The 14,054-nt window shown below is 38.8% G+C and carries 13 protein-coding genes; 9 read left to right on the top strand and 4 right to left on the bottom strand.

What is annotated here, in order from left to right; translation table 11 throughout:
* Positions 1 to 67: 67 nt before the first annotated feature.
* The gene (locus tag KIH23_RS05270; protein WP_213211705.1) at positions 68 to 1,606 is read left to right on the top strand and encodes a T9SS type A sorting domain-containing protein; all 1,539 of its coding nucleotides are present in this window, start codon (positions 68 to 70) and stop codon (positions 1,604 to 1,606) included.
* Here KIH23_RS05270 and menD read toward each other — a convergent pair.
* Complete coding sequence (gene menD / locus KIH23_RS05265; RefSeq protein ID WP_213211703.1) at positions 1,603 to 3,264, bottom strand: 2-succinyl-5-enolpyruvyl-6-hydroxy-3-cyclohexene-1-carboxylic-acid synthase; 1,662 nt, start codon at positions 3,262 to 3,264, stop codon at positions 1,603 to 1,605. The two genes, KIH23_RS05270 and menD, sit on opposite strands and share 4 nt — an antisense overlap.
* Positions 3,265 to 3,377: 113 nt before the next feature.
* On the opposite strand from menD, the gene KIH23_RS05260 reads away from it, so the two are divergent.
* On the top strand, positions 3,378 to 4,556 hold the full coding sequence (locus tag KIH23_RS05260) for a thioredoxin family protein (protein ID WP_213211701.1): 1,179 nt from the start codon (positions 3,378 to 3,380) through the stop codon (positions 4,554 to 4,556).
* A gap of 10 nt (positions 4,557 to 4,566) precedes the next feature.
* A complete protein-coding gene (locus KIH23_RS05255; RefSeq protein ID WP_317197023.1) occupies positions 4,567 to 5,055 on the top strand; it encodes an N-acetyltransferase family protein in 489 nt (162 codons plus the stop codon).
* Here KIH23_RS05255 and KIH23_RS05250 read toward each other — a convergent pair whose 3' ends face one another.
* Entirely contained in the window at positions 5,056 to 5,625 is a 570-nt protein-coding gene (locus tag KIH23_RS05250) for a glutathione peroxidase (protein WP_213211697.1), read from the bottom strand.
* Positions 5,626 to 5,881: 256 nt separating this feature from the next.
* Here KIH23_RS05250 and KIH23_RS05245 point away from each other — a divergent pair, with 256 nt between their 5' ends.
* Together KIH23_RS05245 and KIH23_RS05240 are read left to right on the top strand one after the other, a co-directional pair.
* Positions 5,882 to 6,415, top strand: a complete 534-nt coding sequence (locus tag KIH23_RS05245; RefSeq protein WP_213211695.1) for an RNA polymerase sigma factor — start codon at positions 5,882 to 5,884, stop codon at positions 6,413 to 6,415.
* On the top strand, positions 6,415 to 7,200 hold the full coding sequence (locus KIH23_RS05240) for an anti-sigma factor domain-containing protein (protein ID WP_213211693.1): 786 nt from the start codon (positions 6,415 to 6,417) through the stop codon (positions 7,198 to 7,200). Before KIH23_RS05245 ends, KIH23_RS05240 begins: the two co-directional genes overlap by 1 nt.
* Before the next feature lie 48 nt (positions 7,201 to 7,248).
* Here KIH23_RS05240 and KIH23_RS05235 read toward each other — a convergent pair whose 3' ends face one another.
* Both KIH23_RS05235 and ccsA read right to left on the bottom strand, forming a co-directional pair.
* Positions 7,249 to 7,872 carry a class I SAM-dependent methyltransferase gene (locus KIH23_RS05235; RefSeq protein WP_213211692.1) on the bottom strand — a complete coding sequence of 208 codons (624 nt, stop codon included), beginning with the start codon at positions 7,870 to 7,872 and terminating at the stop codon, positions 7,249 to 7,251.
* 1 nt (position 7,873) lies between these two features.
* On the bottom strand, positions 7,874 to 11,011 hold the full coding sequence (gene ccsA, locus KIH23_RS05230) for a cytochrome c biogenesis protein CcsA (RefSeq protein ID WP_213211690.1): 3,138 nt from the start codon (positions 11,009 to 11,011) through the stop codon (positions 7,874 to 7,876).
* Between the two features lie 172 nt (positions 11,012 to 11,183).
* Here ccsA and KIH23_RS05225 point away from each other — a divergent pair, with 172 nt between their 5' ends.
* Genes KIH23_RS05225 through KIH23_RS05210 form a run of 4 tightly spaced genes read left to right on the top strand, consistent with a single transcriptional unit; the run spans position 11,184 to position 13,981 of the window.
* Positions 11,184 to 11,933 carry a Rossmann-like and DUF2520 domain-containing protein gene (locus KIH23_RS05225; RefSeq protein ID WP_213211684.1) on the top strand — a complete coding sequence of 250 codons (750 nt, stop codon included), beginning with the start codon at positions 11,184 to 11,186 and terminating at the stop codon, positions 11,931 to 11,933.
* Positions 11,926 to 12,453: a KdsC family phosphatase gene (locus tag KIH23_RS05220; protein WP_213211683.1), complete on the top strand. Its 528-nt coding sequence runs from the start codon at positions 11,926 to 11,928 to the stop codon at positions 12,451 to 12,453. Before KIH23_RS05225 ends, KIH23_RS05220 begins: the two co-directional genes overlap by 8 nt.
* A 15-nt stretch (positions 12,454 to 12,468) precedes the next feature.
* The gene (locus KIH23_RS05215) at positions 12,469 to 13,401 is read left to right on the top strand and encodes a geranylgeranylglycerol-phosphate geranylgeranyltransferase (protein WP_213211682.1); all 933 of its coding nucleotides are present in this window, start codon (positions 12,469 to 12,471) and stop codon (positions 13,399 to 13,401) included.
* Positions 13,394 to 13,981: a Maf family nucleotide pyrophosphatase gene (locus tag KIH23_RS05210; RefSeq protein WP_213211680.1), complete on the top strand. Its 588-nt coding sequence runs from the start codon at positions 13,394 to 13,396 to the stop codon at positions 13,979 to 13,981. Before KIH23_RS05215 ends, KIH23_RS05210 begins: the two co-directional genes overlap by 8 nt.
* Positions 13,982 to 14,054: the final 73 nt, after the last annotated feature.

Genomic DNA, 14,054 nt, shown 5'->3' with positions numbered 1-14,054 from the left:
CAAATCTACCTATGATTTTATAGCTCAGAAACTTTATTTTATACTTTTGATTCAAAGAGCAAATTCTATGAAAAAAATACTTTTAATTGGTGCGGTCCTTTTTATCTATCAAATTCACGCACAAACCTTTGAATGGGTCAAAGCACCCGAAATTGATTTCAATAACAATCCGGATTTGATTGGTTATGTAACTACAGTTGATTCTGATAGCAATATTTATCTTTCTGGTTTTGCAGACAACCGATACATATACACCGACATTTTTGGCGACTTGTTTTTCAAGAAATACAATGATCAAGGCCAACTTTTGTGGGAAAAAACATTTACCGGAAAGGGTCAGATTTTTAAAATAACAACCGACAGTCAAAAAAATACGATTGTTGCTGCGGCCTTTATTGACCAATTAAATATTGAGGCCACCACATTGACATCTAACGAGCAAGGTGTTGAAGCTGTTTTACTAAAATTCAGCCCCGACGGAACATTGCTATGGCACGAAATCATTGAATTGGGCGAGTTCAACAACGTTAACTTTAAAGCTGTCGTAGTTGATGCGCAAGACAATATCTATCTGGGTTATGACAATTTCTGGAACTCAAACATCCAAAAACGATCTCCCGATGGGCAATCACTTTTAACCATCACGCAAAATAATGTGAGTCTTATTTCATCCGTAAGTATTGACAATCAAGGAAACATCTACGCCGCCGGTTCTTGTGCCGAAAGCAACGCAACCTTTAATGGTGTGAGTGCGCCAACTTCACTTACCTACAATACCTACATTTCAAAATACGACACACTTGGCAGTTTTCAATGGGTAAAATATGTTGAAGATATTACTTGCCCAACTCCGCAAGTGGTAGCTTATTCGCCAGATGCGGTGTATTTTTGTTCTGAGTTAAATGGTGATTTTTCATTCGACGATATTCAAATTGAAGGCCCACAGACGAGTTTTATGAGTGATTTTTTTCTAGCAAAACTCAATGCCGCTGGCCAATTTCAATGGGTGAAAGAAATCATCGGTAGCGGTAGAGCCTATCTTGGTAACCGAAACTTTTTAAATCTCGATGCACAAGGTAATATTTATTGGGTGGGCAGTTTTTCTGAAAGCATCAGTTGGAACAGTCAATTTCAATCGCAATCCAACGGTTTTAGAGATGCTCTAATACTCAAATATAATCCCGAAGGCGAAGTGGTTTTGGCCAAATCTGTCGGCGGTGATTCATATGATCGATTTGACAGTGTGGCCGTAGATCAAAGCGGAAACATCTACTTGAGCGGAATAGGCAGTAATAATTTTACTTTTGATGCAATCCCATTTTCGGGAAGTTCATTATATAATCCGTTTTTGGCTAAATTAAATCCAACTTCATTGAATTTGGCAAAACCAGAAAGCATGAATTCTTTGATTTATCCGAATCCGGCACACGATGTATTTTTTCTCAATTCTACAGGTGTAAAACAGCTGAGTATTTACAATTTACTCGGTCAAAAAATTAAAGAAGCAAACAACCCAATGAGCGGAATAGACATTTCAGACTTGTCATTCGGTACTTATTTAGTCAAAACAGATATGGGGGTTACATTTAAACTCATCAAAAACTAAGTGAGTTCATTAAAGTATTGCAGTAATATTTTGTTGTTTTCATGCGCGGGTGTAAAAACTTCTAAAATTGAAGGTTGATTATTAAACGAAAACAATCGTTTGGTATGTACAATGAGTTCACTTTCATTGTGGGCCGCAGCATAGGATAATCCGAACATTTTGGCTAAATGCTCAGCTGTAAGATTGTGCGCAGTTTCAAAATATTTGTGAAAAACTTTGTTTTCTTGATGGCCCGGCAAAATTCTAAAAATACCGCCACCGCCATTATTGATCAAAACAATTTTAAAATTCTTCGGAATATATTCGTTCCAAAGCGCATTGCTATCGTAGAGAAAACTAATGTCACCGGTAATGAGAACGGTAGGTTTTTGATGCATGGTGGCTGCGCCGATGGCCGTTGAAGTGCTACCGTCAATTCCGCTGGTACCGCGGTTGCAAAAAACACTTACTTGAGCATCAATTTCAAACAATTGCGCATAGCGAATGGCCGAACTATTGCTAATTTGCAACATCGATGGCTTGGGCAATTGCGGAAGCAGAATTTCAAAAAGCTTTAAATCTGAAAAAGGAATCTTGCTCAAATAAGCTTTGTGCTTGCGACTGCGCAGAATTTTTAACTCTTGTATTTGCGCGGCATATTCACTTTTGACTTGTTTAGTAAAAGGTAATATCTGATGAAAAAACTCATTGGCCTGTGCTTCAAAATGATGGGCTAAAGCGCCGAAAGTATTATAAGCCCTAAGCGGATCAATATGCCAATGATGCTCAGGTCTGTGTGTACGCAATAAAGATTTGATGCGTTTAGAAACAATCATTCCGCCAAAAGTAATCAGAACTTCGGGCTTAAATTGAGCAATATCTCTATCTTTAAAAGGCGTAATTAAAGTGTCGATATGGTTGATAAATGTCGGATGATGTAAATTCGAACTCGCTTCAGTCATCACCACAATTGACGGATCAGCAGCCCACCAATCAATAATTTCAGGATCAATTTCATTCGGATCTAAACTTCCTACCAAAATCAATTTCTTTTGTGCCGAATTCCAAATATTGGTACAAGCGATAACATCCTCGATAGAAATATTTTTAAAAACCTTCGCAAAACCGGAAATAGTTGGGTCAACCGATAATTTGCGCGACATCAAATACAACGGTTCTTCAAACGGAGCATTGATGTGCGTCGGACCTTTTTGAATATGTGCCACCGTAATGGCTTCATTGATTTTATAATCGTTTTCAAAACTTTCGCCTTCAGTTAAATTGGCATTATAAAGCGAATGATTTTGAAAGACATTCACCTGACGGATGGTTTGCCCGTCGCCAATGTCAATTTTGTTCTGTGGACGATCAGCCGAGATAACAATCAGTGGAATTTGACTGTAAAAAGCTTCGGCAAAAGCCGGATAATAATTGAGCAGAGCCGAGCCCGAAGTACACACCAAAGCCACGGGTTTTTTGATTTGCTGCGCGATGCCCAAAGCAAAAAAACCAGCGCAACGTTCATCGGCAATACTGTAACAATGAAATTGCGGATTAGCTGTAAAACCAAGTGTTAACGGAGCATTGCGCGAACCCGGAGAAATCACAATATGATGAACGCCTTTGGCCAGACAAATCTGAATAATACTCTGCGCTAAAGGTATTCTGGGGTAATTCATCTTATAAAAATGTGTCGCAAATTTACAACAACCATTTAATTTAGCAGACCGTTAGCGTTTAATTTGTCACAAAACCCAATATATTTGTTCGCATTTGCTTTAAAACCTTATCCATGAATCCGAAGCTATTCATTTTTGTATTCAGCTTTATAGCTTTGAACTTATCAGCTCAAGGCAAAATTGATTTTGACAGTTCCGGGTATAATTCGGTGATGCAACGCGCCAAAAAAGAGCACAAGCCCGTTTTTTACATGATGTATGCAACTTGGTGTGCGCATTGTAACAAAATGAAACAAGAAGTTTTTACCGATACACTCGTCAGCAATTTTATCAACAAACACTACATCAGCGCTTGGCAAGACATTGAAAAAGGCGAAGGCGGAATGTTTAAAAAGAGATTTGGTATAAAATACTTTCCAACGTTTATTTTTTTTGATGAAAACGGCAACGAACTCTACAACATCAGCGGTGAATTTAAACCTGCTGAATTTGTAGCCGAAGCCAAAAACGCCTTGATTCGTGAAAAACAATTGCCCTATTTAGAAGCTCAATTCAATGCCGATGTGAGCAATGCCGACAAATGTCTGGCTTACTTAACCGCACTCAACAAAGGACGCGACCGACAACTACTCTCGCCTATTGCAGCTAAATATCTAGCCACGCAAAAAGACGAGCAATTGGTGAGTGCCAACAACTGGAAGATTATTGCCAATGGTGTAACCGACATCAAATCGCGTGAGTTTCAGTATGTTTTGAGTCATATCAAAGAATTTGAAGGCGTTTCATCGGCCAAACGCGTTCAGCGAAAAATTGAGAATACCGTCAATGAATTCTTAACGCCGGCGGTTGAACTCAGCGATACCTTAACTTATAACAAACGACGCGCAATTGCGCAAACCATCAATATGCGCCGCGTAGATTCGTTGCTTTTTGGTTTTGATACGCAATTAGCGGTCAAAGTCAATAACTGGAAACTTTACAAAAAAGTAACCGCAGCTTCGGTTGAAAAATTTGCTTGGAATGATGCCAAAATGCTCCTGGATATTGCTGGGAATTATCAAAAAAACATCTCAGAACCGGCTGCGCTTTTAGAGGCCATTAAATGGACACAAAGAGCAATCACACTCAATGAAACTTATGATGCCGAGATTTTGCTCGCTCGTTTATACCTCAAAAATAAAGACAAAAATCAAGCGCGTGTTTGGGCCGAGAAAGCCAAAGCTAAAAATGCAGCTTTTGGTTGGAAAACACAAGAAGCGGATGATTTACTCAATCAATTGAATCAGAAATAAAATGGCTGAGATGACCATTCGCAATGCGGTTTTTGAAGATCTTGAAAGTATATTGAGCATCGTCAATCATGCGATTTTGCATACCACTGCCAATTATTTGTACGAAGCACAAACTGTAGAAGATCAGCAAAAATGGTGGGAAGAAAAACAACACAAAAAGTTCCCGATCTTGGTGGCCATGGTTGATGAACAGGTGGTTGGATTTGCTACGTATGGAACGTTTAGAGAAAAAATCGGCTATCGGTTTACCGTTGAACATTCTGTATATATTGCGCCAGATTTCATCGGAAAAGGCATAGGTTCTTCACTGCTCACCGAACTCATCAAACTAGCAAAATCTGAAGGTTATCATACCATGATTGGCGGAATTGACGCCGAAAATCAAGACAGCATTAAGTTTCACGAAAAATTTGGATTTACCCAAGTCGGGCTCATCAAGCAAGCGGCCTTTAAGTTTAACCGCTGGCTCGATTTGGCCTTTATGCAATTGATGCTTTGACTACGATTGGATCCAATGAAGGATTTCGGCATCGGTTGGTAAAGTTTGTGGCGAAACTACTTGAACCAAATGGCCTTTTTCATCAATGAGGTATTTTTGAAAATTCCACTCAACTTCTGAATCTTTGTAGCCGTTTTTCTCTTTTTGAGTCAAGAACTGATATATCGGATGCATGTCTTTACCTTTCACCGAAATTTTAGCCATCATCGGAAAACTCACTCCGTAATTGAGCGCGCAAAACTGACTGATTTCAGCATTGGTTCCGGGTTCTTGTGCGCCAAAATTATTAGCCGGAAAGCCTACGATCACCAAACCTTGGCTTTTGTATTTTTTGTATAAAGCTTCTAAATCTTTGTATTGAGGCGTTAATCCGCATTTTGAAGCGGTGTTGACAATCATGATTTTTTTGCCTTTAAGGTCTGAAAAATCAAAGGTTTTTCCGGATAAATCGGTTACTTTAAACTGATAAATGGTTTGCATAGAATTATTTTTGGAAGGTTGATTTTTTTTCTGCGCCCAAAATGAATTGGTTATAATCAAGCAGAACAATAAAGTAAAAGCTGTTTTCATGTGATTTATTTTGAGCTAAATTATTTATTCTAAAGAATTAGAAACCAAAACGAATCATAAAGTTATCAAAAATGAGAAAGCCCGCACATTTGAATCTACGGGCTTTCTACCAACACAATTAAAACAAACAACAAAACTGTTTAGCAATTTCAGAGTTAGATACGCAGAAGATGAAACTTTGGTTTTAAATAGTTTATCACAAAGGTTGTGTATGAGGTTAGTTTTTTTAGATTTGTAGAAACCAATCCAAACATCCATGACACAAGATGACTTATTACCGCTCATTCGAGCACAAGAAAGCCGAGGATTTACCATGCTCTATGATATGTATTCAAAGAGTTTGTTTGCTGTAATCAGCAATTTGATCAAAGACAAAGAAGAAGCTGAAGATGTACTTCAAGAAGTATTTGTCAAAGTTTGGAAAAACATTGATTCATACTCTGAATCTAAAGGCCGATTTTATACGTGGATGCTCAACATTGCTCGAAATTCAGCCATCGACAAATTGCGTTCAAAAGGTCATAAAAACAGCATGAAAAACCTCTCAGCAGATAATTTCGTACATCTGCTCGACGACAATAGCAGAACAAATCACAAAATTGATACGATAGGAATTCAAGATTTTGTCAAAAAACTAAAACCTAAATGTATTGCGCTTATTGAATTACTGTTCTTCAAAGGTTACACACAGCAAGAAGCTGCCGATGAATTAGAACTTCCGTTGGGAACCGTAAAAACCCAAAACAGAAATTGTATTAATGATTTGAGAAACTATTTAAAGATTAATTAATGAGTACATCAGAATATATCAGTTCAGGTATTTTGGAGTTTTATGTGTATGGATTGCTGAGTGAATCAGAAAACGAAACCATTGCACAATTAGCCAAAGAAAATACCGAAGTTCAGCAAGAAATTATTGAAATTGAAAACGCCATTATAGATTTATCCTCTAGTTTTTCTCCGGTATTATCCTTGAAAAATTTTGAAGCCATCAAAGAAAAACTCGCTTTAAAACAGGGCAAAACCATCGCTCTAAAACCCGATTCAAACAAATCTAAATATTGGGGATGGGCCGCAGCCGCAGTATTATTGCTGACATCAGGGCTACAATATATGCGCATCAACGAGACGCAATTTGACATGGCCAATATTGAAAACGAGAAAATTAAACTTCAAGAAAGCTTGGTCAACAGCGAGATTAAAAATCAACAAACCGAAGACAAATTATCGGTTTTGATGGATGCCAACAACTCCGTTGTTTCATTAGTCGGGCAAACCGTCGCACCCAAAGCTTTTGCCAAAGTATATTACAACAAAAATACGCAAACCGTTTATGTAGATGCCACCGGATTACCTGAGCCGCCAGAAGGAAAAGTGTATCAGGTTTGGGCTTTAAAACTCAATCCGCTTACCCCGACCAGTATTGGTTTATTGGCTGATTTTAAAGGTGATGACCACAAACTTTTTGCCGTAGATAAAGCTTCAGGAGCCGAAGCATTCGGAATCACGCTTGAGCCAGCCGGCGGAAGCAAAAGCCCAACGCTTGAGCAATTATACACACTCGGAAAAGTGTAAATTAAAAATATTGAATGATGTAAAACCGCTCTTAAATAGGGCGGTTTTTTATTTTTTACGGCCCACAAACCGAATCACCGAACCCAAACCGTTGTGGTATAAACCTTCGCTGAGTTCAATTTCTTTTTCTTCGAGTAGGATGATTTCATAATCTGAAAAATCAGCTTGAATTTCTTCCATTGAAAATAATGAAGCTAAATCTCTCGGGCCGCCTACTTTTTCGTTTCGGGCAATATATTCAAGGTGATTCTTGCTGAACGCTTCAAAAATAACATAGCCGCCGCTTTTGAGATAAGTATTGAGCACTTGATGCAATGATGATTTAATCTCTGCCGGAAAATGTGCATAAATTAAAGCGATGGTATCAAACTCATTTGGATTAAAGCCCAAATCTTCAAGTAACCCAACGCGATAATCAATGGTGACTTTGTTTTTTTTAGCCAATGCCCATGCTTTTTTTTGACCTTCAATACTGATATCAAAAGCCGAAGCATGCCATCCTTGTTGCGCTGCATAAACGGCGTTTCGCCCCTCGCCTTCGGCTGCCAATAAAATCTTGGCCGGAGCTAATAGGTCAAGCTGAAGTTTAAAAAATTCATTGGGCAATTCGCCATAGGCAAATGCATCGTCTTGATAGCGCTGGTCCCAACGCTGTGTCCAGAGGTCGCTCATGTTATTTTTTGTAGTGTTTTCGATAAAAGATATATGAAACAATGCCCAGCAAAGCAACGCATGCTACTGAATAATAGACAAATGATGGTGTAACCACTTTATCACCGCTGGCGTATGAATGCATTCCGGTGAGGTAAAAGTTCACCCCAAAATACGTCATCATAATCGAATAAAAAGCCACCACGCTCATGAGGTTAAATACCCAACGTCCGCGCAAACTCGGAACAAATCGGGCGTGAATCACAAAAGCATAAATCATGATGCTGATGAGCGCCCAAGTTTCTTTGGGATCCCAGCCCCAATAGCGTCCCCAACTTTCATTGGCCCATTGTCCGCCCAAGAAGTTGCCAATGGTAAGCATAATGAGCCCGATGGTAAGTGCCATTTCATTGATATAAGTAATCTCTTGGATGTTGAGTTCCATTTTGGCTTTGTTTTTCTCGTTGGTAAAAATCATCAGCAAAAGCGAAACAACGCCCAATACCATTCCGAGTGTAAACGGTCCGTAACTGGCTACTATCACCGCTACGTGAATCATCAACCAATAAGAATTGAGCACGGGTTGAAGGTTGGCAATAGACGGATCCATCCAGTTCCAATGCGCAATCATCAAAATCATTGATGCGACAAATGTTCCCGAAGCCACCGTGAGTTTTGATTTGATGTCAAAAGCCAAAGTAAAAAACATTGTTGCCCAAGCTACATAAATCATACTTTCGTAGGCATCACTCCAAGGCGCATGACCCGAAATATACCAACGCGCAGCCAGTCCGGCGGTATGCAACAAAAACAATAAACCGACAAAAATATGAAATACATTGATGGTCACACGCAAAAACTTCTTTTCAAAAAAGATATTTAAAATCGTTACGAGCAACATCAAAACACCCGTGAGCATATATAAATAATACAGCTTTTTGAAGATGTCGTACTTGTTGTAGGTAATTTCAGAATTGATTTTGTCATCGCTCGGACGCACCGCTGAACCGAATTTCTTTTGATAATTTTCAATGCTTTGCAAGAAGAAATTAGCGTTGACATAATTACCCTTGATAGCTGCACTGTCAAGCGCCTGCATATACAACGGCAAAATGTTTTTGGTAAACGTTGAATCAATACCGTGAATGTTGGCTTTGTCTAATTCAAGATACGAAACCCATTTGTTGTTTTTGTCATTCGGAACCGGATAGATGCGCAAAATGCTTCCGCTCAGAGCCGAGTTGAGCAAATTGACTTTGCGGTCGGTCTCGATAAAATCTTTTTGAAACTGATCCGGAACCGCCGCTTTGTAGGCCTCTTCTAAATAGCTTGAAAGCTTATAATTTCCGTTGTTATCAAAAAACTTGATAAACGGCGCATATTTTTGTTGGGCATCAACACCAATAATTTTGCGAATACTGTCATTGCCCGATTTGAGATAAATGAGCGGAACTTCAAACCACAACCTCGGAAATTGCGTCATCGATAAAAATACTTGGTCTGAATTGAGCTCTTTATACGTATCACTTTTACTGACTTTCCGCAACAATTCTGATGAAAACGTATTGATGGGTTTCATACGTCCGCCTTCGTCTTGCACAATCAATCGGCCAAATTTGGCGGCATGGGCTTCAGAAGTTTTATATCGATTGATCAGTGAATCAATTTGTTGCAACTTAGGCGCTTGATGCAGATGGTTTTGCGAGAACATTTGAACGCTTAAAAACAACATCAAAATCGAGAGCAATTGTGCTTTTTTCTGTTTGACTGTTTCGAGTTTGCGCTTGACTTCGGCAAAACGCGAATGTTTGGTAAACATAATGGCCATCAGCGAAAAGAATAGTAAAAAGTATCCAATATACGTGATGGTTGTTCCCCAGAAATCATGGTTCACCGAAAGCACCGTTCCTTGCTCGTCGTGATCAAACGACGATTGAAAAAAGCGATATCCTTTATAATCTAAAATGTGGTTCATATAAATGCGCGCATCTTGCTTTTGTTGGCCATCGAGCACGGTTACTTTACTTTCAAAAGCGGCATAGCTTTTTTCAGTTCCCGGGTATTTTTTGGCGATAAAATCATTGAGTTTAATCTGAAACGGCAACTCATAAACCTTACTGCCAAAACTTAAGGTAAAATCAAGTTTTCCGAGCGTAAAAGTTTCGGGAGCTCCCGCGCTTCCTTTGGTTCCGAGCAAAGTAACTTCTTTGGTTTTGCCTTGTGATTCAACCGTGACAATCAAGGCATCTTCGTGTTTTTTTGATTTAAAATCGTTTTTAGGTATAAAGGTTTTGAATCCTTTTTTGGCCGGCTCCGGAAAAACAAACTGTGTTCCGCCCACGCGATACAACGAGCGCAACATGAGCGGCTGTTTTTCATTTTTGACCAATTGGCCTTGCATACGATCAGCCATGCGCATGTATTGCCCATCAAACGGAGCTTGAATGGTGTAAATGTTTCCGGAAGTATTGATGTTGATGGCGCCTTGTACAAATTTGTTCAGTGAAAAAAGCGTATTGTGGATGTTCTGAACTTCGCCTTCTTTAAGATAATGCTCATGACGCGAACCATCGCCTGATTCAACCATTTTTAAGTATAAAGTTCCTTTGGCGTCTTCGCGAATGGTTTCGGTGGCGCCCATGAGGTAATTTTTATAACTGACTTTGAAAGGAATATCGGCAAAATCAGCTTGAATATCAAAATCATTGTTGGTCACCGGCGAAAGCAATAAGGGCTTTTCAAATACACGACGTTTCATGCTTCCTTGATAATCACCATCCACAAAAAGGGTCAAGAAAGTTCTGTCTGAATAGACCTTATTTTCAGTGGCTTGTTCGCGAATCGGCATCATACCTTCATAGCTGATATAACGCGTGATAGCGGCTCCGATGATGATGAAAATAAAAGACAAATGCAGTAATAAAGTGGCCCATTTTTCTTTGCGCATCAATCGATAACGCGGAATATTCCCAATGAAATTAATCAGGAAGAACAGGTGAATCGCTTCAAACCATTTGGAATTGTAAATCAGAATGCGGGCAGTATCAGTATTGTAAGTGCTTTCGATAAAAGTTCCGGAGGCCATGGCAACAGCATAAGCTATAAATAAAAACGCCATCAGTCGGGTTGAAAACAAGAAGGAAAGTATCTTTTTTTCCATCAAAATAGGATTAGTGAAACGACACGCAAAAGTAGATAAAAATGTTGATTGAATCGAGCGAACTATGATTCTTCAAATGTTAATTCTCCGCCAAAATTTTAAGATAAAATCGTTCTGACTTTATTCTGGTTGATATGGCATAAAATCAAGACTTTTTCAATAATTTTGCGGCATGATAAAAATCGGAATTGTAGGTTCGGGCAACGTGGCGCATCATCTGATTCAAGTCTTCCAAAAAGCTGAAGGCATGGATTTAGTTCAGGTGGTTGCTCGGAATCCGAATGCTCTTGAAGGCGTTATCGATGCTTCAAAAATCATCAACTCACCTTCGGATTTGCTTCCTTTAGATTTGTGTATCATTGCCGTAAGTGACAACGCCATAAATACTGTAAGCCAAGAAATTAAAATCATAAACTGTGTAGTTGCGCACACTTCAGGCAGCATGCCATTAGATGTTTTGTCACAAAACCAACGCGGGGTTTTTTATCCGTTGCAAACCTTTTCAAAAAACAAAGCCGTTGACTTTAAAAACATACCGATTGCCATTGAAGCATTGAATTCTGATGACCAAAAATTATTAGAAACGGTGGCCAAAAGTATTTCAGAGCATGTTTATAATATCAACTCTGAACAGCGAAAAGCCTTGCATGTGGCGGCGGTTTTTGCTTGCAATTTTGTGAATCATATGTATTCTTTGGGCGAAGAAATTTGCCGTGAACACCAAATGTCGTTTGATTTGTTGCGTCCGTTGATTGCTGAAACTGCCTCAAAAATTGAAGTTTTGTTGCCTAAAGATGCACAAACCGGTCCGGCCATTCGCCATGATCAAAAAACCATAGAGACACATTTAGCGATGCTCTCAGACGAAAATCAAAAAAATATTTACGCATTATTGACCCAATCCATTCAAAATCATGAATAAAAGTTACAAAGAAATCATGAACCAAATAACGACGTTTGTTTTAGACGTAGACGGCGTTCTGACCGATGGTTCAGTGCATGTAAGCCCAACCGGTGAAATGTTGCGCATCATGAATATTCGCGATGGTTTTGCCATGAAAGCTGCCTTGGAAAGTGGCTATAATGTTTGCATCATTTCTGGCGGAAACAATGAAGGCGTTCGTATTCGCCTCAGAAATTTAGGCATTACCGACATTCATTTGGCCTCACCTGATAAGGTTGAAACTTTTAAAGAATACACCGAGTTATATCAAATCAAACCTGAACAAGTTTTGTATATGGGTGATGATATTCCGGATTATCACGTGATGCAATTGGTAGGTTTGCCCACTTGCCCACTCGATGCCAGCCCAGAAATTAAAGCAATTTCAAAGTACATTTCGCACAAAAATGGTGGCCGAGGAGCGGTGCGTGATGTGATAGAACAAGTGATGCGCGTTCAAGGAAAATGGCATACCTATTACAACGGTCAACACGATTAAACCCAATCCCAACAAATGATTTTAGATTTTTTCAAGCTAATTCGCTACCGCAATTTACTCATGATTGCGCTCATGCAGTTTTTGTTTCGATATACCTTTTTAATATGGCAAAATGTTCCGTTGGCGCTGACGGATGTACAATACAGTTTGTTGGTTTTATCAACCATTTTAATTGCAGCGGGCGGTTATGTAATCAATGATATTTTTGATCAATCAACCGATACTGTAAACAAACCGCACAAAGTTTTCATCGGAAATGCATTTACCGAATCTGCCGGATACAATATATATGTAGCGCTCACTACTTCTGGCGTTGCGCTGGGTTTTTATTTGTCTAATCTAATCAACAAACCGAGTTTTGCTACCTTATTTATATTGATTGCTGCAACACTATATTTATATGCTTCGAATTTGAAGCAAAACTTACTCATAGGTAATTTTATAATTGCAACATTACTATCGGTAAGTGTTGTTATCATTGGTGTTTTTGAACTTTATCCAGTAACAACTCCGGATAACCAACCGCAAATGCGCGTATTGTTTTCCATCATGATTGATTATGCAGTTTTTGCATTTGTAGTGAATTTGATTAGAGAAATTGTTAAAGATCTCGAAGATGTCAACGGCGATTATAACCAAGGCATGAACACTTTACCGATTGCCATAGGCGTCAAAAGGGCAACACAAGTAGTTTTTGTTTTGAGTTTTGTTCCGATTGGAATGATACTCTACTATATCAACGAATATTTTATGACCAATAACCTATGGATTTCGGCGGGTTATACGCTCATTACTGTGGTGGCTCCACTCATATATTGTACTATTAAAATGTGGTCAGCCCAAAAAAAGAAAGAATTCAGCCATTTGAGTGGTGTTCTAAAATTGGTTTTACTATTTGGGATTCTATCAATAGCAGTGGTTACCTACAACATTCATCATCATGCTTAGAGAAAAATTCAAAAACCACAAAATCATATTGGCTTCTGGTTCACCCAGACGTCAGCAGTTTTTTAGAGATTTAGATCTGGACTTTGAAATTCGACTCAAAGAAGTTGATGAAGTATATCCGGATCATTTACAGGCCGAGGAAATTCCGATTTATTTAGCAGAATTGAAAAGCCTAGCCTTTGATGGTGAATTAATTGAAAATGAAATTCTCATTACCAGCGATACCATAGTTTGGCATGAAGGAAAAGCACTCGGAAAACCTGTTGATTATAATGATGCGGTTCAGATGTTGCAATCGCTTGCCGGCAAAACGCACATGGTATTTACTGCCGTTTGTTTTAAAACAATTTCAAGTTTTGAGGTAATAACTGCCAAAACTGAGGTAACTTTGCACAGTATATCACAAGAAGAAATAAAATACTATCTAGATCATTGTAAACCCTTTGATAAAGCCGGGAGCTACGGAATTCAAGATTGGATCGGTCAAATTGGCGTTGCCTCGATCAACGGAACCTACACCAATGTGATGGGATTACCGGTTGATTTGGTTTATAACTACCTAAAAAAATATAATATTTAGAAAAAATAACTTACAAAAATAACCAAAAAGAGCATTTTGTCGATGTTTTTTGTTAATTCGTCTGCTTTTTAAA

It is taken from the genome of Flavobacterium sp. CYK-55 (assembly GCF_018413465.1).
Classification (GTDB): Bacteria; Bacteroidota; Bacteroidia; order Flavobacteriales; family Flavobacteriaceae; genus Flavobacterium.
The sequence above is the reverse complement of the archived record's forward strand: the minus strand, read 5'-3'. Positions and strand labels throughout refer to the sequence as shown.